The following is a 19,907-nucleotide window of genomic DNA, read 5'->3' on the forward strand; positions in this document are numbered from 1 at the left end:
CCGGCCACTGTCGAAGAGAGGACCTTCCCGTGTCCGCATCCAACCCCCGCCGCCTTCATCTCAACGCCTTCCTGATGAATGCCGGTCACCACGACGCCGCCTGGCGGCATCCGCGTACCCAGCCCGAACGTGTCACCGACGTGCGGTACTTCCAACACCTCGCCCGGACCGCCGAACGCGGCAAGCTCGACTCGATCTTCTTCGCCGACGGTCTGACCTTGTGGGGCAAGGTCGAACACAACGCGCTCGGCGGCTTCGAACCGCTCACGCTGCTGTCTGCCCTGGCGACGGTGACCGAGCACATCGGCCTGATCGCCACCGTCTCCACCACCTTCAACGAGCCCTTCCACACCGCCCGGAAGTTCGCCTCCCTCGACCACCTCAGCGGCGGGCGCGCCGGCTGGAACATCGTCACCTCCGGCACGGTCGACGAGGCCCGCAACTTCGGGCAGGACGAACACCTCGAACACAGCCTGCGCTACGACCGGGCGCGGGAATTCGTCGAGGTCGCCACCAAGCTGTGGGACAGCTGGGAGGACGACGCCATCGTGCTCGACCGCGAGCGCGGGATCTACGCGGACCCCGACAAGGTGCGGCCCATCGACCACCGCGGCCGGCACTTCGCCGTACAAGGACCGCTCAACGTGCCGCGCAGCCCGCAGGGTCATCCGCTGCTGGTGCAGGCCGGTTCGTCCGAGGACGGCAAGGAGTTTGCCGCCCAGTACGCCGAGGCCGTCTTCACCGCACAGCAGACCCTTGCCGACGGGCAGTCCTTCTACAAGGACCTGAAGAACCGCCTCGCCCGCTACGGACGTGCCGAGGCCGACCTGAAGATCCTGCCCGGGATCTGCCCGGTCGTCGGCTCGACGGAGGCGGAGGCCCGCGCCCTCGAGCAGGAGCTGACCGACCTCCAGGTGCCGGAGTACGGCCTCGCCCAGTTGTCGGGCATGCTCGGCACCGACCTCACCGGGCTGCCGCTGGACGGGCCGCTGCCCGAGCTGCCCGAGGAGCGGGACATCAACGGCAACAAGAGCCGCTTCACGCTGGTCGCCGAACTCGCCCGCCGCGACGGCCTGACCCTGCGCGAGCTGATCGCGCGCCTCGGCGGCGGACGCGGCCACCGGGTCTTCGCCGGGACGCCGGAGCAGATCGCCGACCAGCTCCAGGAGTGGTTCACCCAGGGCGCCGCCGACGGCTTCAACATCATGCCGCCGCATCTGCCGGGCGGCCTGGAGGACTTCGTCGACCACGTCGTGCCGGTCCTCCAGGACCGCGGCCTGTTCCGCACCGAGTACACCGGCCGCACCCTGCGCGAGCACTACGGCCTGCCCCGCCCCGCAGGCCGGCTCGCCCCCTCCGTCACCGCCGCCGAGGGACAGCCGTCATGACCGGGCTCGACCTCATCACGGACGTCCTGGTGGTGGGCGGCGGCCCCGCGGCCACCTGGGCGGCGCTCAAATCGGCCCAGGCCGGCGCGGACGTCGTCCTCGCTGACAAGGGCTACTGCGGCACCAGCGGCGCGACCGCGTCCGGCGGCACCGGCGTCTGGTACGTTCCGCCGGACCCGGCCGCGCGGGAGGCGGCCATGGCGAGCCGGGAGAAGCTCGGCGGATACCTCGACGACCGCCGCTGGAAGCAACGCGTCCTGGACCAGACGTACGCAGGCATGAACGAGCTGGCCGCAGCGGGCCGGTACCCCTTCCCCACCGGACCGGACGGCACCCAGCTCAGAAACGGCCTGCAGGGCCCCGAGTACATGCGCCGGATGCGCATCCGCGTCCAGCGGGCCGGGGCGCGCATTCTCGACCACAGTCCGGTCACCGAGCTGTTGACGGACCCGTCCGGGACGGTCGCCGGGGCCCGCGGCTACCGGCGACAGGCGGGGGAGGCGTACCGGGTGCGCGCGGGTGCGGTGGTCCTGGCGACCGGCGGCTGTGCGTTCCTCAGCGGAGCGCTCGGCTGCAACGTCAATACCGGAGACGGCGCCCTGTTCGCCGCCGAGACGGGCGCCGAGCTCTCCGGCATGGAGTTCTCCAACGCCTACGGCATCGCACCCGAGGGCACCTCGGTCACCAAGACCGCGTTCTACTCCTTCGCGACCTTCTACCACGAGGACGGGGCCCTCCTGGAAGGCGCGGCGAGCCAGGGCGGCCGGTCGGTGATCGCCCGCGCGCTGCTGAACGAGAAGGTGTACTGCCGTCTCGACTGCGCCGACGCCTCGGCCCGGCGGGCGATGCGACTGGCCCAGCCGAACTTCTTCCTCACCTTCGACCGGCTCGGCATCGACCCGTTCACCGAACGGTTCGCGATCACGCTGCTCGCCGAGGGCACGGTGCGCGGCACCGGCGGCATCCGCATCACTGGTGACGACTGCTCCACCACCGTCCCCGGGCTGTACGCGGCCGGGGACGCCGCCACCCGCGAGTTGATCTGCGGTGGCTTCACCGGGGGTGGCAGCCACAATGCCGCCTGGGCCCTCTCCTCGGGCATCTGGGCGGGCAAGGGAGCGGCCCGGTACGCTCTGTCCTTCGGCCGCCGGGGCGCCACCCGCCGGCTGACACCGACCGGCGGGGCGGGCGTCCGGCCGACCGGGGCAGCGGGCCCGACAGGCGCCCACCGCGAGGTGATCGCGGCGGCTCAGTCCGAGGTCCTGCCGTACGAGAAGAACTACCTGCGCCATGGCGCGGTTCTCGCCACCTCACTGGCAGCGCTCGACGCGACCTGGGCCGAGGCCCGCTCCACACTGCACGGCGGGGGGCCCGATGTCGTACGAGCCCGCGAGGCCGCGGCGATGACCGCACACGCCCGCTGGATGTACGCCTCCGCACTCGCCCGCACCGAGAGCCGCGGCATGGCACGGCGCCTTGACTTCCCCGGTCAGGACCCCGCACAGCGCCACCGCATCGTCACCGGCGGACTCGACGAGGTGTGGACCCGGCCCGAGCCCGTGGCCGTACTCCTGGAGGCAGCCTCGTGATCGAATTCATCTCCGCAGAGCGATGCATCGCCTGCGACAAGTGCATCAGGGTCTGCCCGACCAACGTCTTCGACCGAGGCGAGGACGGCATCCCGGTCCTTGCCCGGCACACGGACTGCCAGACCTGCTTCCAGTGCGAGGCGAACTGCCCCGCCGACGCCCTCTACGTCGCCCCGCAGTCATATCCGCTGCCCGATGAACCCGCGGTACGGGACGAGGACGGTCTCGACCGGGCCGGCCTGCTCGGCAGCTACCGCCGCCGCATCGGCTGGGGGCGAGGCCGCACCCCCGGCGCCCGGCTGGCCGTGGGACCACCCTTCAACCCGCCCGACGCCAACGGAACCGCCTTGCCCATCACCTCCTGACACGACCGAAACCTCTGAGACTGCCGAACTCCTGAACTGCCGAAACTCCCGAAAGGAACCCGCACATGAGCACCAGCACAGGCTTCGACATCCGTCGGATCGGCGGACGCATCGGCGCCGAGATCGTCGGCGTCGACCTCTCCGCCGACCTCGACCCGGCGATCGTCACCGAGATCAACGCGGCTCTGCTGGAACACAAGGCCCTGGTCTTCCGCGGCCAGCAGCTGGACGACGCAGGGCAGTTGCGCTTCGCCTCCCTCTTCGGCGAACTCACCACCGCCCACCCCACCGTCCCGTCCGTCGACGGGCAGCCCAACGTCCTGCCTGTCGACGGGGACGAGGGCATCCGCGCCAACCACTGGCACACCGACGTCACCTTCGTCCGCACACCCCCGAAGGCGTCGACCCTGCGCAGCATCGTCGTCCCGCCCTACGGCGGCAACACGCTGATCGCCAACTCGGCCGGGGCCTACCGGGACCTGCCCGAGCCGCTGCGCGAGCTGGCGGACAAGCTGTGGGCGGTACACACCAACGACTACGACTACGCCGCTCCGAAGAACGAGAAGGCGGCCGAGCACCGCAAGCAGTTCGTCTCGCGCACGTACCGCACCGCCCACCCGGTGGTACGCGTGCACCCCGAGACGGGGGAGCGCGGCTTGTTCATCGGCGGCTTCGCGCAGACCATCGAGGGCCTCGGCCCCTCCGAGTCCCGGGACCTGCTGCGCATCTTCCAGTCATACGTGACGCGGCCCGAGAACATCGTCCGAGTGGCCTGGACACCGGGTGACCTCGTCCTCTTCGACAATCGCATCACCCAGCACTACGCCCCCGACGACTACGGCGACCTGCCGCGCCTGCTGCACCGGGTGACCGTCGCCGGAGATGCTCCGGTGGGCATCGACGGCACCTCCAGCCGCGCCATCGAGGGCGGTGACACGGGCCACTACACACCCGCTGTGGCTTGACGCCCACGGCCTGTCGGCGGCCAAGGTCCATGTGGAGCACCTCCTGGGAGCATCCCCCAGGAGGTGCTTGGAGTACGCCGGCGTAGAGCTGAGTGTCCATACCGGGTCCGCTTCGAGGGCACCCCCACCGCGCTCATCGACGACGCACCTGGCCAGGGAAATCGCTCCTTCACCACCTCCGGGTGGTCGGCGGCCACGTCGGTGGTCTCGGTCGGATCGGTGCGCAGGTCGTACAGCGCCCACTCGCCGTCGTCGTATGGGGTGCCCGGCCGGTGCAGGGTCACCAGCTTCCAGCCGTCGCGGTAGAAGCTGCGGTTGCCCGACATCTCGCAGTACTGCTCCCGGTGGGCGCTCTCCGTCCGCCAGTCGCGCAGCACGGGCGCGAAGCTGACCCCGTCGGGTTCCTGGGCGGGGCGCGAGCGCCACCGCTCGGGCCTCGGTACGCTCGCCAGGTCCAGCAGGATCGGGGTCACGTCGGTGACGTACTGGTGCCGTACACCGGCGTCCTCCGTGGCCCGCGGCAGCCCCTCGGGCCAGGAGAGGACGAACGGGACGCGCACCCCGCCCGCGTAGGTCTGGCCCTTGTACAGCCGGAACGGGGTGTTGGAGGCCATGCCCCAGCCGCGCGGGTAGTGCACCAGGCTCCGCGGTCCGCCGATGAGCTCGGTGTCCCGTTCCACGTCCTGGTCCCAGTCCTCGGGGACGGGCTGGTGGACGAAGCGGCTGAAGTGGCTGCGGGTGCCTTCGGCGCCGCCCTCGCCGGTGCCGCCGTTGTCGGAGGTGAACAGCGATGGTGTCGTCGAGTTCGCCGAGCGCGGCCAGTGTGTCGGTGAGCCGGCTGACGCTCAGCGAGCCGGGGCGCTGCGGCGAGCGTGGACCACCACACTCCTCCCGCCACGGGCGGCAAAGGACCCGCCCGTGCGACATTCGCCCAACACGCCTTCAGTACCGCCCCGCAAGGGGTTCGCACCGCCCGCGACTTCGCGATGCAGGGGTCCCTCGTCATCGGCCTCCTCGGTGCCCCTGATGCGGCGGTGCCCATCGACGCACTGGCCGCGGGCCCGGAGAGCGTCTCCGATCTGTTCCGGGGGCGCCGTGAACTCACACGACAGCGCCAGGTCGTCATCGCCACCAACGCAACGGCGACACCCGCCGTTCGCGCTGCGAGTTTGACGTTTCATGAGTTGTTGCCAACGCCCCTGGATGCTCGAAACACCCTCAGCCGGTGCTGCGTCAGGAGGCGTCCGGCGAGGTTTGCCGTCACAACCCCGCTGCCCACGGAACCGTCTCAGGCCCACGAGGGCGGTGGCGCGCGGGAATCCTCAGCGCAGGGCGCGTGGTGACGGTGCTGCTCCGAATCGAGGGGCGATACTCGACCAAGCAGCTGTTTTGGGTGCATTTGGCAATGCTGGAAGCGTGATGCGGGAGGAGAATCCGGTGGAGTTGAGCCTGACGGACAAGGTCGCCGTTGTCACTGGAGGCAGCAAGGGCATCGGCCTGGCCGTCACCGAGGCACTCGGACGTGAGGGCGCGCGCGTGGTTGTTGGCAGCCGCACCGAAACAACTGAGCTGGCGGCCCTGCGCAAGCGGTACGACGTCGCCTTCCACCCCGTCGATCTGGCCGACGCCGACGGTGCCGGCACCCTGGTCCGGGAGGCAGCAGAAAGACATGGCGGAATCGACGTACTGGTCAACAACGTCGGTGCCACCAGCCCACGCTCCAGCTTCCTCGACATCGGTGACGAAGCTTGGGTGCATGCCCTCAACATGACGTTCCTGGGCGCGGTGCGCGCCAGCCGTGCGTCGTTGCCGCACTTGCTGGCTCACGGCGAGGGGGCGATCGTCAACATCACCTCGGTCAACGCCCGGCTGCCCTTCCCCATGGTGGTGGACTATTCAGCGGCCAAAGCCGCCCTCAGCAACCTCACCAAGGCTCTGTCGGAGGAGTTCGCTCCCCGTGGCGTCCGCGTCAACGCCGTCGCTCCCGGACCCGTGCGCACCCCGTTCTGGACTGCCCCCGGCGCCTTCGCCGACACCGTCGCGGCCAGTGCGGGCGGCACGGCACAGGAGGCCCTGGACCAGGTCGTACCCCAGCAGATGGGTATCTCCACCGGACGCATCACCGAACCCCAGGAGGTGGCCGATCTCGTGGTCTTCCTGGCCTCCCCACGCGCCGGCAACATCACCGGTGCCGAGTTCGTCATCGATGGCGGCCAGATCAAGACCACCTGACACAGGTAACAGCGAACAGAGGTTCGCGTCACGCTGAGGTCGGTGCCTGGTCGAGGGAGGTGTTGGCGGGCGACGCGGCGGGCGGTGTCCTCGGAGGACTTGAGCGCCATCACGCACATCACGGGCCATGTGGCGGTCGCCTGTCGTTGATGAGGTTCATGCGGCCGCCGGTGGCGCCCGTGACCGGGCGCTTGACGTATTCGATGATGTCGATGAGGTCTTCGAGATCCCGGGCTGGTGGACGAGCCGGTCGAGGTCGTAGAAGATCACGCCGTCGATGACGCCGTTGGCCAGGTCCGTCAAGAGCTGGCGGAACTCGGGGCGCAGGACGATCCAGTCGATGGCGCCGTCGGGCTTGATGACCTTGCGCTTTTTGAGGGCCGAGGTGTCGTTTTCCCAGTAGATCTTGACGAAGGAGCCCCAGCGCAGGCATGCCCGGGGGGCCTCGGCGTCTTCGAGCCGGGGGCGCCGTCCGCTTCGAGCCCGAAGCGGTCCAAGGAGATGCGCAAGTACGCCCCCGGGCGCTTCGGGGCGTAGACGGCGAGGTGGTCGTAGAGGTTGAGGGTGACTTGACCGCCGCGGGCGTGGGCGGGGACCTCGAAGTCCTCTCAGACGGTGGCGGCTGCTGTGGGCACAGTGCCGGCTCCTTGCCCCTGCGAAGTTCTGAGGAAAGTGGTCCAGGGGATGGGACGTTGGCCCAGGTGAGCGCGCTCCGGCAATGGCTGACGTCGGCGTTGCCGTCTGGTTGCTGTTCTCGATTTCGCTTCTCTCCTCGGTTATGGGCTCCAGTTTCATGGACCTGTCCGGCCGCCCACTCATGAGCCTTGAGCGGTGTGGTCCACACAGCGCCGGTGGTCTACTGGTGAGGTGGCTGAATCTGCCACCGTTCGCGCGTCAGCATGTTCCGATTTACGCGAAATGAGGCCCAGCTCGCCGGTCGGTCGGCCATACTCCAGTCGCTGCGAGACGACTGAGAGGCAACGCCAAAAGCCGGGTACCTGAAGGCCGCTCACAGCCGTCAGGACCGAGCTGAAGCCGCCGCGGCAGAGAAGACGGTCAAGTTCACCAAGTACGCCGACCCCAGCACCCTCCTGTCTCCGCAGTCGGACCGCGTTGGTCAGCTTCGACTTTCAGGGGGGCATCGAGGCTTCCCTCGCGGTCGCGGCCCACGCCTGACCAGGACCGCGAAGCGCGGCAGACGGCCGGTAAGCTCGCCGGGTGATTGCTCGACCACCGTCGCCGAGGGCCCGGCTCGCAGCGCTCGTCGCGCTGCTCGCGGCCGCGGTCGGCGGCGTGCTGTGGTGGAGCCCGCAGCGATTGCTCCCGCACGACTTCACCTCCTTCTTGCCTGGGATCTGGGCAGCACCAGCCTTTGCCGTCCTGTTCGCGATCACTACCCTCGCTTTCTTTCCGAAGCCGGTACTCAACGTTGCCGCCGGTGCTCTTTTCGGAATCCCTGTGGGACTGGCTGTGGCGGTGGCCGGAACCACCCTCGGCGCGGTACTGGCCTTCGGCCTCGGCCGCAGTCTCGGCCGGGACGCGCTCAGGCCATTGCTGAAGGGGAAGATCCTCGCCGGCCTCGACCGTCGCCTCACCGACCAGGGATTCGGCAGCGTGCTGGTGCTCCGTATCGTGCCTGGGCTGCCGTTCCAGGGGGTCAACCTTGCCGCGGCCTTCTCAGGGGTGCGCTTTCGTCCTTACACGACTGCGACCGCACTCGGCGTGCTGCCCGGCACCGCCGCCTACGTGATCGCCGGAGCCACGGCCTCCGTACCCTCCTCGCCCGCCTTCATCCTCTCGACCGCCGCCATTGTTGCCGTGACGGTGCTCACCCTCGCCGCTTTGCGGCGAGGCCGGCGAACGGCCCCGCCGAACGCGGGGGAGCCGGCCTGACCATTCGCGGCAGAGAAACCAAGGCATGGGGTGTGCGCCGGTCCTTTCGGCGCTGGGGGTCGCCCACGCTGCCGCTGAAATGGATCGCCAAGGTAAGCCAGCGCCACTGGTTAACAGGTTGTCCCATGTGTGTGAGGTTCGTGTGGCTGAGCCGAAGCACGATAGGTGTCACACGGGCGGGCTTGCTGTCACCGTGCCCAGTCTGCGTGCGTCGGACTTGACCAGCTGAGCATCGACGCACACGACGCCGATTGAGGCGGCAGGGGACTGTCGGTGGCTGGTGGCAGGATCACCGGCATGGTCTTTGTACGTACGACTCCGCCGCGGCCGGTAGCTGTGACCGCGGTCTTTCCTGAGCTGGCTTCTTTGGCGCGTCCTGCGATTCGGCTGCATCCCCGTCCGGGGTCGCCTTCGGTCAGGGAGAGCTCGGTCGGGGGGCCGTTGCTGTGGCCGGCCGAGGAGCCGTGGCCGCACTGTGAAAGCTCGCACCTGCACTTTGACAGTGGGTTCCGCCAGTCGCCGGCCATAGTGCGGCTTGAGAGACGCATGCAGGCCCGGTGGCACCCTGATTCCGGTGATTTCGAGCTGACGCCCGAGGAGGAGGCGCTCAAGGAACGGAGCGCCGCGAGGCTCGCGGAGCGACTCGCTGCCAGCCCTCCGCCTGCGGAGTGCCCGGTCCCCATGTTGCCCGTGGCCCAGCTGTATCTGCGCGACATACCCCTGTTGCGGCCGCCCGGCCAGGCCGATCTGCTCCAGATTCTCTGGTGCCCCTACGACCACGAACCGGATAACAAGCCGTCGACCGCGCTGTTCTGGCGGTCCGCCGCCGCGGTTGTCGACATCCTCGCCACACCGCCGGAACCGTACGAGGCGAACTATCCGGGCTATGTGCCGGAGCCGTGCGTGCTGGCACCAGAATCGATCACCGAGTACCCCGACAGCCTCGATCTGAGCCCGGAGATGCGGCTGATGGTGGAGGACCGGAGCAGATGGCAGGCAGCCGGCGTGGGCGTGGACAGCGCCTACGGGGACTATCCGCGGGACTTCTATGACTGTGAGCTGGCTGATGCTCCCGGCTGGAAGGTCGGTGGCTGGCCCCCGTGGGGCCGCACCGACCCGTATCGCCGATACTGCACTGTCTGCGATGTGCAGATGGTCCCGCTGCTGACCATCGCTTCCTTCGAATGGGACGGTGATGAGGGGCGCAGCTGGGCGCCGTGCGAAGACCAGGCCGCCGCCTACGCCGCCCATTACGCCGGCCAACACCCCTCGCAGCCGACTGGGGTCGAAGTGGGCAGCACCGACAACATGCAGCTCTACGTCTGCCCTACCTCCCCCGAGCATCCGCACACCGACCTGATCCAATGAGCCATCGCTAGATCGCCCGGTGCTCGGGCAGGGTGAACGTTCCGTCTGCGTCAGCCCGTGCCGGGCGCGGCCGCGGGCGACAGGACGAGACGAACGATGCCTGACGCGACACCAGTGGCCCCGGGGCCACGCAGTCTGGGCTTCGATCGTCTCGTAGCACGCCGCGGGACGACCTCACGCCGCGAGTCCGGCTGGACCGAGTGGGCATGACCGCCCCTCACGATCGTCCCGCAGCTCGGACGGGTTCCGATGAAGTGGCCCAGAGCATGGGGCTACCACTACAGTGCGATGTTTGTTTGATTCGATAAGTGGTGTAGGGGGAGACCGTGAGAGCCCAACTGCGAGAAACTGCACAGGCTTTGGCGCAGACGCTTTGGCGGGAACACACCGTCTACCGTGAGCGGTCCGGGGGAGTGGTCATCCGGGGCGAGCATGTGCAGCGCTGGATCAGTCTCGCGCCGACTGGAGGCAGGGACGAGATCCTCGTGCGTGCGGGGCGCATCCTCGATGGCGGTACCACCGCGCCGGCGCGATCAGAAGCTGTGGTGTCGCTCTCCGCTGAAACCGTCCAGCTGGCGGCAACCTGCCGCCGCCTGCTCGCCGAAGCGGCCTCCGGTCCCACCACAGCCACATCCAGACCGGCGGCACCTCATCAAGCAACCAACTCCGCCGCGCGAAAGGGGCGAAGCGTGGGTGGGAGGGGCTTCGGGTACTGGGTGATAGTTGCTTGCGTGGTCGGGATTACAGCGCTCTCGATCTACGGCGCTTTGGTGCCTTCGTAACGGGCGTGGCAGAAGAACCCGTGCACCTCGAGCTCTTCGGCAGGGAGTCCGAGGAGCTCGACGGTGCCGATGACAAGAGCGACGGCGACCAGGAGTTGGGTACTGGTGAGGTTGTGGAGATTTCCCGATGGATGCGCCGTGCTCGGACATCCCGCGCGACAGCGCGAAGAGGTAGGCCACATGCCCGTTCCCGTCCGAGCTGAATCTGGCGGGAGGGTGGACCAGAGCCCGCAGTCCCATCCCCAACCCGGGCAATTCACCCCACGGCTGGCGACGGGCTTCCGTTCATCCTCGATTCACCCAGTGTCATCGTCAACCATCTGTTGAACCTCGCCGATCCCCGGCACTCTTCTCGTCAGCCGAGTGGCAGACCGGATCGGACTGATGAGGAGCGAGTGCGTGGTGGGGATAAGCCGTCGGAATTTCGTGGCGTTGTCGGCCGGTGCTGCAGCGGGAGCGGTCGGGGCGACGGCCGCGCAGGCCAGTTGGTCTTCATCGCCGGGCAGGTTGCCTGGGACGCCGACGGTCTCGCGGTCGGCGAAGGCGACCTCGCTGCCCAGGTCGAGCAGTGCTACCTCAACATCGGCACCGCCCTGACCGCGGCCGGCGGTTCCTTCGATGACGTGGCGAAACTGACCCTGTGTCGTCGACTGGACCCCCGACAAGATGCCCCTGCTCTAATGAGGGAATCACTCGGGCGGCCGCGAAGCTTGGTGTCACCCCGGTACCGCCGACCACGCCGCTGGGCGTCGCGGCACTGGACGTACCCGAGCATCTGGTCGAGATCGAAGCCACCGCCGTCATCGACTGACGAATGTTCTTCGCACGGGAACAGTCCGGTGCCATTCCTCGGTCGTTCACGGATGTCGGCGCTCGACGGGATGCGGGTCGGCGGTGGCCGAAGGCGGGGGCAAGTCGCAGCGGTTCCGGGCGACCAGCCGACTGTCTCATCAACCCCTGAAGATCAGTCCCCGCGGGGGTGAGTGCCCAGGACCTTGGCGGCGAAGCTCGCCAGGTGCCCCCTCATTTCTTCGCGGGGTACGCGCTTGTGTCCGGCAAGGTGCTCGACGAGGTCGGCTCGGACGGCGGCGAGCAGTGCGTGTGCGGTGAAAGCGCTGTCGGTGAGGCCGGGAATCTGCTCCAGCATGTCGCGGAGCATGGTGTGCCATTGCTCGTAGTGCTCTGCCCGGTAGGGGCTGTCGCTCCCGTTTCCCTCCAGGGCCAGCGCGAGGTGGCGGTTGTCGAGTTTGAAGCACAGGACGGCGTCGAGCAGGGCGGGTACCCGTTGAAGCGGCGGGGTGGCAGGCCCCAGCGGCGGCGGGCCCTCCTCGATGGCCGCCCTGACCGGTTCGAGTCGCGCTTCATACAGCGCGCGGATCAGCCCGCTGCGGTCACCGAAGGCGCGGAAGAGTGTTCCCTTGCCGACGCCGGCTGCTGTCGCGATGTCGGCCATGGTGACGTCTGCGGGGCTCTCGCAGCGAGCGAAGAGCGTGTCGGCGGCTGTGAAGACGGCCGCCCGGTTACGGACGGCGTCCTTGCGTGGCTTGCGCTCGGTCATACGACTCCCTCTGCTTGCGATGCGGACCAGCGGTCCGTATCGTTCCCGGGGAAGCGGACCGTGGGTCCGTATCGTACGGGACGGAGAAACCCATGCCCGCAAACACCTCACCCGCAGATCTGTACCGACACAGCCTGCGACTGCTGCTGGACAAGAACATTCCCGCCTGGGTCGACCTGTGGGCCCAGGACGGCATCCTGGAGTTCCCCTTCGCCCCCCAGGGCTGGCCCGGGCGGCTCGAGGGCAAGGAGTCCATCGCCGCCTACATGCGCCACTACCCCGACCACATAGACCTGCACGACTTCCCCGATGTGCTGATCCACCAGACCACCGCCCCCGAGACGATCGTGGTCGAGATGCGCGGAGTGGGCCGCCTGATGGAGAACGGCAAGCCCTTCAACATGACTTACATCGCCGTCGTGACCGTTCAGGGCGGGCGCTTCGCCACCTACCGCGACTACTGGAACCCCCTCGGCGTCCACGAATCCGGCGCCGACTTCGCCGGGAGCACCCGATGACCGACACCCACACCACTTTGATCATCGGAGCCACCGGCACCACCGGCAGCCGCACCACCGCACAGCTGATCACCGTCGGCCACCACGTCAAGGCCGCCAGCCGTCACGCCACCCCGGTCCCGGGCGCGGAATCGGTCCGCTTCGACTGGTACGACCCCACCACCCACGCCGACGCCCTCGACCGAATCGACCGCCTCTACCTCATCCCACCCCTGGGCGACTCCGACCCGGCTTCGGTCATGCTCCCCTTTCTCCGGCAGGCCCGCGCCGCCGGCGTACGCCGCGCTGTGCTGCTCAGCTCCTCGGCCATCCCCGAGGGCGGCCCGGCGGTGGGAGCGGTGCACCAGGCCCTGCCCGGTCTGTTCGACGAATGGGCAGTGCTGCGGCCCTCCTGGTTCATGCAGAACTTCACCGGCACGCACGCACACGCCCAGAGCATCCGCGCGAATGGCACCATCCTTACCGCCGCCGGGACCGGCCGGGTCGGTTTCGTCGACGCCGAGGACATCGCCGCCGTCGCCGTACGCGCTCTGACCGACGGCCGCCCGCCCAATACCGATCTGGTCCTCACCGGACCGGAGGCGCTCAGCCACGACGACATCGCCACGATCACCACCGAGGTCACCGGCCGGCCGGTGACCCACCACCACCTGACGTATGAACAGATGCGTGACCGTCTCACGGCGCTGATGCCACCTGAGTTCGCGGCGATGCTGGCCGGCATGGACCGCGTCATCGCCGAGGGAGCCGAGGACCGCATCACCAACACCGTCCAGCGCCTCATCGGCCGCCCGCCGCACAGCTTCCGCGCAGTAGCCGAACGCGAGATGGTACGAAGCAGCTGACGCTCGGCCCCGGGGCCGGCGGCCTCCCGCTCTTGCTCGATGGCGGGTACGGCTGTCAGTGCCCCCGCAGCCCCTCGCGTCCCCGTGCACGACGCGGCACCTACCCCGGCGTGTGTGGTGGACGAGCGAGCGGACACGGCCTCAAGCTCGCGGCGCGGCCCGAACTGGGCCGTTCGCGGGCTGACTGTGGCCAGGCGGGATCGTCGCGGGGCCGTTCCACCGGCAGCGTCACCTCACCACATGGTCGGCAGAAACAGCCCTTCCGGGAGTGCGGCAGTCTTACCAGGCGTCGTGCTCAGAGGGGCAATATCTGTCGACTTGTACGGGTAATGCGACTGGAAAGGGTGCATTCCACGGTGCTCGATGCCCACTTCTGCCTGGACGTTCCGGCGGGATTCGACGATTCAGATGCTGAGACCGGGGTGCATCCCATCGCCAGGAAGCTGTTCCTTGGCACAACTGCCGTGGAAGTTTTCAGGAAAGCCCATGAGTGGCTCCGGGAACAAAGCGTCTGCCTGGTAGACGTGTCGTGGACTCTCTTGGACGGCGAGGGCGAGCCCTACACGCTGAGTATCTATTTCACGTTCGAGCCGGATCCCGAAGACACCTGACTGCAACGGTGCGGTTTCGCTTGGATCAGCCGGTCGTTGGCCCGAGATGCCATTCACCTCCTGAACGTGACCCTTTGATTCCGGGTGGGTGGGTATGAACTCTTGTCGTTGGCGGGATGGATGGGAGTGGGTCGTTCGCTCGTCTCGCGTGTGGAGGTGGGCTGATGCCCAAGGAGGCGGTGCAGCCCCGGCGGTGTGGTTGGGCGTCAATTGCCGGACAGTCGGCCAGCAGCGCCGGGATTGAGGCGGCTGCTGAAGCGGGGCCTGGGCCGGAAAAGATCATCGTAAGCTTCAGGGGCAGTGGAGACTGTGAGGCAGTTCTCCCTGATGTGATCAGGAGACCCAGTGGCCGACATGGAATTCGCCGAAGCTCTGGAGGCAGTCCTGCGGGACCTCCAGGCACAGTGCGCGGTGCAGCCGGATGTACGTACGGACGACAGGTTCGGGATCGTGCTCTGGGCCCCGGACGGTTCAGGTCAGGGTGTGACCCCACATCAGGACGGCACCGCCGCGGAGCTGCTCGTGCACCTGGCGGATCAGGTCCAGGACTGGGCGGTGGAGGCACTATGGTCCGAAGGTGCATCGGCGGTCTGGCCACAGTGCCCGACACACCCGGACACGCATCCGCTGACGGCGACAGTGCGCGCGGACACGGCGGTATGGGTATGCCCGAAGAGGGGAACGGCAGTGGCACGGATCGGGGAACTGCAGACCCAATAGAGCGGGCGGGGCCTGCGGCCAGCGACAACCGGGGCCAGCCGTGCAGCGGCTGTGGCCCCGGTTGGCGTATGTGAGTGGCGTCGCTCAGCCCGAACCGGGCACGGGTGTCTGCTTGCATCCGCTTGAGGCCATTACGCACCGCATTCCGGCAACGATCAGTTAGGACTGGGCGGTACCAAGGGCGTTGCGCAGGAAGGCTGTTGCTTGGTCGATGGCTCCGCGGGCGGCCTTGGACTGGCTCAGTGAGTTGAGCAGCATGAAGTCGTGGACCGTGCCGTCGTAGCGCACCGTGGTCACCGGAACGTCGGCTGCTCGGAGCTTGGCGGCGTATGCCTCGCCCTCATCGCGCAGCACGTCGGCCTCGTCGACGATCAGCAGGGCGGGCGGCAGGCCGGAGAGCTGCTCGATGGTGGCGTGGTTGGGAGACGCGGTGATCTCCGCGCGTTGGTTCGGGTCGGTCGTGTAGGCGTCCCAGAACCATTCCATCAGCTTGCGGCTCAGGTAGTAGCCGGTGGCGAATTGGTCGTAGGAACCGGTGTTCATGGCCGCATCCGTGACCGGGTAGTACATCGACTGCTGTACGAACGTGACGTCGCCGCGCTCCTTGGCCATGAGGGCGAGTGCGGCGGTCATGTTCCCGCCGACCGATTCCCCGGCCACTGCCATGCGCTGTGCATCCAGCCCTTTGGACGCCCCTTCGCGGACGATCCACTGCGCGGTGGCGTAGCCCTGCTCGATGGCGACCGGATAGTGCGCCTCGGGCGACGGCGTGTACTCCACGAAGGCCACTGCCGCACGTGCGCCGACCGCCAACTCGCGGACCAGGCGGTCGTGAGTACCGGCGTTGCCCAGCACCCAGCCACCGCCGTGCATGTACAACACGACGGGCAGCGTTCCGGTGGCACCCTGCGGCTTGACGATGCGTACCCGTACATCGCCCACGGCCGCCGGAACGGTGACCCACTCCTCGTCGACCGGCAGCTTGTCGACCGGCGCGGCCTGGAGGTCGTCGAGCACCTTGCGGGCTGCGGTCGGATCCAGCTCGTACAGGAAAGGATGGTGCGAGGTTGCGTCGGCGAGCTCCTGTGCCTCGGGCTCGAGGACAATTGAGGCGGTTTGGCCAGCCATGAAAATGCTCCCTGGAGCGCATCGTGACGAGCGCAGGGCGCTGAAGAGCGCCGCGCTACGCTCGGGCGGCAGGGCGGTCAGCAGAGCCTCCGCCCTTGTTCAAGCCCCTGATGGGTGTATATGTCCATTGTAATTGCCCGTCCTCCGCAGATGCATTCCCAGGAACCGCCCAATCCGTTCGCCGGGTGCTCGGCTCGGTGACGACACGGCCTCCTCGGTGACAGGCCCACCGACGAGCGGATACGCCGACCAACCTTCACCGACGGGATCGCGTGTGATTCAAGGGTGAATGCTTCAACGCCGCGGCCCGTCCCTCACCAGTTGTGGCCCCGATCTGCTGCGCCCCACGGTGTTCACTCACGTACTGGAGCGAGACGCGCTCCGCGGTCCCCGCAGGCGGCGCCACGCACGTTGAAGGGACGTGCACGCGTTGCCATTTCACCCACAGGAACGGAAAGCCACATGCTCACTCCGGGGTGCTGGGGCGACGCCCCACAGCTCATCGCGGTCAGTATCGACTGTCAGTGGTGAGTCAGGTGCCTGGGCGGGGAGCTCGTAGGTGCCGGCGCCGGGCCAGCTCGCCGTCGTCGACCAGGGTGAGCATGGGCTGGCCCGGTGCGCAGCATCTCCCCCTCCAGCATGTAGCCGAAAGCAGGTCCTGAGTGCCGGTGCGGAGGGGCGCCGGGATCGCCGGGAGGGTACTCGATGAGAACCGTCACCGCCTCCGCCCCCTCCGGAACGCACGGCAGTTTTGCCGACTGCAGCACGGTGAGCGCCGTTCTCCCAGCTTCCGAGTGCGGTTGGGTCCCGGCGCTGCCTGTCGCCTGTTCGTTGTTCGACATGGCGAGGTCTCCAGTGCTGGGCCGGCCGGGTCAGGTGAGCCAGACCGTCTCCCGCGTGACGTACAGCCTGGTCGCGTAGAGCAGTACGGCGGCCTCCCGGTCGCTCAGAGGAGATGCTCAGATACGCGCCGGGGCGTTTGGGGGCGTATGCGGCCAGGTGGTCGTAGAGGTTGCGGGTGACCTGACCGGCGCGGGCGTGCGCGGGGACGTCGAAGTCCTCCCAGGCGGTGGGAGCTGGCGTGGGCACGGGTCGGCTCCTGGCGCTCGGTGACTCCCGATACCGGACACTTTCCAGCGAGCTCAGGGGTTTCGTGGCGCCGTGGATCCGCCCTGGGGTTCGTCGTCCTCCATGTGGATACTGATCACCATGCGCATTGACTTTGATCCCGCTGACTCGGTGATCGGTTGTGGCCCAGCCGGGCAGCCGCTCACGCCGTGATCTTTGAGTGGATCGAGAGCTGGTACACCTTGCGGAGGCTGTACAGCCGCCTTGGCTACCGCAGTCCCGCCGAGTACGAAACTGTAATCAGCGGGTGGCAGGTGTGCGTCGGGCGTCGCGGCGTCCGATGAGGAACCAGAGCACGCTTCCGAGGAACGGTGCCATGAACGCGAAGACGATCCAGACCAGCTTCGTGCCCGTGCTGAGGTGGGAGGTGCTGATGCTGACGACGGCGCTGACGATCACGGCCACGTAGGCAGCGGTGAGGATCAGGGCTACAGCGGCGGATCCCATGAGGTAGGGGTTGCTGGAGATGGCGAGGCTGATCTGGTGGGCCGGCATGGTGTCCTCACTATGTGCGTGTTGCCGTCGAACTGACATCCATGGTGGCCGCTTGCGTTGCTGACCGCGTCGTCCCCGCCTCTCGATTCGCGGTCGCCTTGAAGTCGCATCCTTTCTGTGCGCATAAGACCTGAGGATGATGGCCGGGCCCATGGGTATGCCTGTGCCCCCTACGGCCCGGGGTCTTGCGCCAGTGCCGCAGCTTGCTCACGCGGTGAGGGACGGGGGCGCTACCTCACCCGCGAACTCTTCCGAAGAGTGAACGTACGTCGGCAACCCTCTGGACGACGCATAGAAGTGGCCGTGGGACACCCCAATGGCGATCGTGGCGATGTCACCTGTGGTGTTCCGGTGCTTTCTTCGCCTTGGGTACACGGCCTAGCGTCGGCCGTAGGACCGGTGCATGGCGGGCCAAGAAGTCCCACAGCTGGTCGGCGACTGGCCCGTGCGGCCGGTCGCGCCGGCGAGCTGCCGAGAGTTCCTCGACCACACCGGGAAAGTGCCGTCCGGCGATGGAAAGCAGGCTTCCGTCACGCAACTCGGTCTCGATCATGAACCGCGGGACGTGTCCCCACGCCATGCCGTGCAAGATCAGCTCCTTCTTCATGAGGTGGTCCGGAACGGAGCTCCGGGGCGCGCCTTCGACCAAGAAATGGCCTTGTTCCGACGGATGCCGCGCCGAATCCCGGACCATGCACTGGGTGAAGGCCTGCATCCGCTGTGGTGTGATGTCGGTGTCCGGAGGGAAAGGCAGGAAACCGGGCGCCACGACGGGCACCAGCGCGACGTGGCCGAGATCGATCCACTCCATCCGCACGTCGCTTTTGGGGACGCGGTGCACGATGAGGTCGGCTTCGTCCTCCAGCAGCCGCTCCCAGGGGCCGGTGACCGTCTCGAACTGCAGGTGCAGTCGTGTCTGCGGGCGCTGCGCGAAGAAGCGGCTGAGCATCTCCAACACCGGTGGGAGTGGACACAGGTCCCCCAGCACCACTCGCAGTTCGGCCTCTTCGCCCATCGCCAACTGCGCGGCGTAGGTCTGCAGCTCCTCGGCCTCGTGCAGCAGGAAGCGCACCTTGCGGTGGAAGGCGTGTCCCGCCTCGGTGAGCTGAACCCGATAGCCCGAGCGATCCAGCAGGTCCAGGCCCAGCTGGCGCTCCAGCTTGGCGACTGCTGCGAACACAGAAGGGTGCGAGCGGTGCAGCCGCTCGGCGGCGGCCTGGAAGCCGCCGTCGAGCACAACGGCGTTGAAGCACTGCAACTCGTGGAGCGTGAAGTTTGACATTGTCCAGTTAACCTACAGGGCTCGTTTGATCTTTGTAATAGAACTCTGCAGGTGGCGTTCCTAGGCTGTGCGCATACCGCTGGATCACTGGAGCTGACATGACTTCTCAGACCCGTACTGCCATCACCACCGGCGATGGCGTCCGCATCGTCTACCGCTTCGACGGTGACGAGAACAAGCCGGTGCTGCTGCTCTCGAACTCCATCGGCACCGACCTCCACATGTGGGATGGCCAGGTGTCGGCTCTGACCGAGCACTTCCGGCTGCTGCGCTACGACGCGCGCGGCCACGGCGCCTCCGACGTCCCGAGCGGCCCGTATTCCTTGGACCGACTGGGGCGCGACGTGGTGGAACTGCTGGATGCCCTGGGCCTGCAGCGGGTGCATGTGCTGGGCCTGTCTCTGGGCGGAATCGTCGCGCAGTGGTTGGGGATCCACGTTCCGGAGCGCGTTGACCGCCTGGTGCTCTCCAACACCGCCGCGTACCTCGGGCCGGCGAATCAGTGGGATCGACCGATCGCCGAACTGCTGGAAGCCCCCGACATGCAGGTCACCGCGGAGAGGTTCCTGCACAACTGGTTCCCGGCCCGCATGCTGCAAGGCGACGACGAGGTTGTCGAGGGCTTCCGCCGCACCCTGCTCGCTACACAGCGCGAGGGCGTGGCCGGGAGCTGGGCTGCGGTGCGCGACTACGACCTGCGCCGCACGGCCACGCTCATCCACAACCCGACACTGGTCATCGCGGGCGAGCACGACACCGTCACGTCCGCCGACCACGGGAAGGAGCTCGCCGCGACCGTCCCCGGCGCGCGGTTCACCGTCCTGCCCACGGTGCACATGGCGAACGTCGAAGGGCAGGCGGAGTTCGTGGACGCTGTGGTGGCCTTCCTCACAGAACAGTCTTGACGGCTACTGCGTCGCGTCTGCACGGCTCCTTCCCGCTGTCCCGACCAACAGGCCCTCCTCTGCGGCTGCTGCCCGCGGCGACGGTCGAGCGGATGGCAGCCCGGCGGCACGGGCTGCGCTGGCCCGTCCACGCGG

The 19,907-nt window shown here is 68.0% G+C and carries 16 protein-coding genes and 3 pseudogenes; 13 read left to right on the forward strand and 6 right to left on the reverse strand.

Annotation, left to right across the window (positions count from 1 at the left end; genetic code table 11):
* Nucleotides 1–29: 29 nt before the first annotated feature.
* The 4 genes from ADL29_RS12235 to ADL29_RS12250 all read left to right on the forward strand — a co-directional run bounded on the left by ADL29_RS12235 (nt 30) and on the right by ADL29_RS12250 (nt 4,307).
* Nucleotides 30–1,388: an LLM class flavin-dependent oxidoreductase gene (locus ADL29_RS12235; RefSeq protein ID WP_053923693.1), complete on the forward strand. Its 1,359-nt coding sequence runs from the start codon at nt 30–32 to the stop codon at nt 1,386–1,388.
* Nucleotides 1,385–2,977: an FAD-binding protein gene (locus ADL29_RS12240; protein ID WP_053923694.1), complete on the forward strand. Its 1,593-nt coding sequence runs from the start codon at nt 1,385–1,387 to the stop codon at nt 2,975–2,977. The genes ADL29_RS12235 and ADL29_RS12240 overlap by 4 nt, the downstream gene beginning before the upstream one ends.
* Nucleotides 2,974–3,342, forward strand: coding sequence for a 4Fe-4S dicluster domain-containing protein (locus tag ADL29_RS12245; protein WP_053923695.1), 369 nt, complete (start codon nt 2,974–2,976; stop codon nt 3,340–3,342). The genes ADL29_RS12240 and ADL29_RS12245 overlap by 4 nt, the downstream gene beginning before the upstream one ends.
* Nucleotides 3,343–3,407: 65 nt before the next feature.
* Nucleotides 3,408–4,307 (forward strand): TauD/TfdA dioxygenase family protein, encoded by a 900-nt coding sequence (locus tag ADL29_RS12250; RefSeq protein ID WP_053923696.1) that lies wholly within the window; start codon nt 3,408–3,410, stop codon nt 4,305–4,307.
* Between the two features lie 160 nt (nt 4,308–4,467).
* On the opposite strand, the pseudogene ADL29_RS12255 reads toward ADL29_RS12250, so the two are convergent.
* Nucleotides 4,468–5,153: pseudogene (locus ADL29_RS12255) on the reverse strand (sulfatase-like hydrolase/transferase); the annotation flags it as partial.
* A gap of 591 nt (nt 5,154–5,744) precedes the next feature.
* Between ADL29_RS12255 and ADL29_RS12260 the strand changes: the two are divergent.
* The 5 genes and pseudogenes from ADL29_RS12260 to ADL29_RS40845 all read left to right on the forward strand — a co-directional run.
* A complete protein-coding gene (locus ADL29_RS12260) occupies nt 5,745–6,539 on the forward strand; it encodes an oxidoreductase (protein ID WP_053923799.1) in 795 nt (264 codons plus the stop codon).
* Between the two features lie 1,218 nt (nt 6,540–7,757).
* Nucleotides 7,758–8,432, forward strand: coding sequence for a TVP38/TMEM64 family protein (locus ADL29_RS12270; protein WP_053923699.1), 675 nt, complete (start codon nt 7,758–7,760; stop codon nt 8,430–8,432).
* 690 nt (nt 8,433–9,122) lie between these two features.
* Entirely contained in the window at nt 9,123–9,800 is a 678-nt protein-coding gene (locus ADL29_RS46555; RefSeq protein WP_425424229.1) for a hypothetical protein, read from the forward strand.
* Between the two features lie 359 nt (nt 9,801–10,159).
* Entirely contained in the window at nt 10,160–10,582 is a 423-nt protein-coding gene (locus ADL29_RS45130) for a hypothetical protein (RefSeq protein WP_107094947.1), read from the forward strand.
* A 482-nt stretch (nt 10,583–11,064) separates the two neighbouring features.
* Nucleotides 11,065–11,393, forward strand: a pseudogene (locus tag ADL29_RS40845) (RidA family protein); the annotation flags it as partial.
* 153 nt (nt 11,394–11,546) lie between these two features.
* Here ADL29_RS40845 and ADL29_RS12285 read toward each other — a convergent pair.
* A complete protein-coding gene (locus tag ADL29_RS12285) occupies nt 11,547–12,140 on the reverse strand; it encodes a TetR/AcrR family transcriptional regulator (RefSeq protein WP_053923702.1) in 594 nt (197 codons plus the stop codon).
* 92 nt (nt 12,141–12,232) lie between these two features.
* Between ADL29_RS12285 and ADL29_RS12290 the strand changes: the two genes are divergently transcribed.
* The 3 genes from ADL29_RS12290 (at nt 12,233) to ADL29_RS12300 (ending at nt 14,114) form a co-directional block, all read left to right on the forward strand.
* On the forward strand, nt 12,233–12,658 hold the full coding sequence (locus ADL29_RS12290; protein WP_053923703.1) for a nuclear transport factor 2 family protein: 426 nt from the start codon (nt 12,233–12,235) through the stop codon (nt 12,656–12,658).
* Complete coding sequence (locus ADL29_RS12295) at nt 12,655–13,503, forward strand: NmrA family NAD(P)-binding protein (RefSeq protein ID WP_053923704.1); 849 nt, start codon at nt 12,655–12,657, stop codon at nt 13,501–13,503. The genes ADL29_RS12290 and ADL29_RS12295 overlap by 4 nt, the downstream gene beginning before the upstream one ends.
* Before the next feature lie 356 nt (nt 13,504–13,859).
* Entirely contained in the window at nt 13,860–14,114 is a 255-nt protein-coding gene (locus ADL29_RS12300; protein ID WP_245689344.1) for a hypothetical protein, read from the forward strand.
* An 879-nt stretch (nt 14,115–14,993) separates the two neighbouring features.
* Here the strand turns inward: ADL29_RS12300 and ADL29_RS12310 are convergent.
* The 4 genes and pseudogenes from ADL29_RS12310 to ADL29_RS12320 form a co-directional block, all read right to left on the reverse strand.
* Nucleotides 14,994–15,962, reverse strand: coding sequence for an alpha/beta hydrolase (locus ADL29_RS12310; RefSeq protein ID WP_053923706.1), 969 nt, complete (start codon nt 15,960–15,962; stop codon nt 14,994–14,996).
* 532 nt (nt 15,963–16,494) lie between these two features.
* Nucleotides 16,495–16,804: pseudogene (locus tag ADL29_RS45135) on the reverse strand (cupin domain-containing protein).
* Nucleotides 16,805–17,330: 526 nt separating this feature from the next.
* Complete coding sequence (locus tag ADL29_RS12315; RefSeq protein ID WP_053923707.1) at nt 17,331–17,585, reverse strand: PLD nuclease N-terminal domain-containing protein; 255 nt, start codon at nt 17,583–17,585, stop codon at nt 17,331–17,333.
* A gap of 334 nt (nt 17,586–17,919) precedes the next feature.
* Nucleotides 17,920–18,867 carry a LysR family transcriptional regulator gene (locus ADL29_RS12320; protein WP_053923708.1) on the reverse strand — a complete coding sequence of 316 codons (948 nt, stop codon included), beginning with the start codon at nt 18,865–18,867 and terminating at the stop codon, nt 17,920–17,922.
* Between the two features lie 98 nt (nt 18,868–18,965).
* Here ADL29_RS12320 and pcaD point away from each other — a divergent pair, with 98 nt between their 5' ends.
* Nucleotides 18,966–19,772 carry a 3-oxoadipate enol-lactonase gene (pcaD, locus tag ADL29_RS12325; RefSeq protein WP_053923709.1) on the forward strand — a complete coding sequence of 269 codons (807 nt, stop codon included), beginning with the start codon at nt 18,966–18,968 and terminating at the stop codon, nt 19,770–19,772.
* Nucleotides 19,773–19,907 lie beyond the last annotated feature (135 nt).

It is taken from the genome of Streptomyces chattanoogensis (genome assembly GCF_001294335.1).
GTDB lineage: Bacteria > Actinomycetota > Actinomycetes > Streptomycetales > Streptomycetaceae > Streptomyces > Streptomyces chattanoogensis.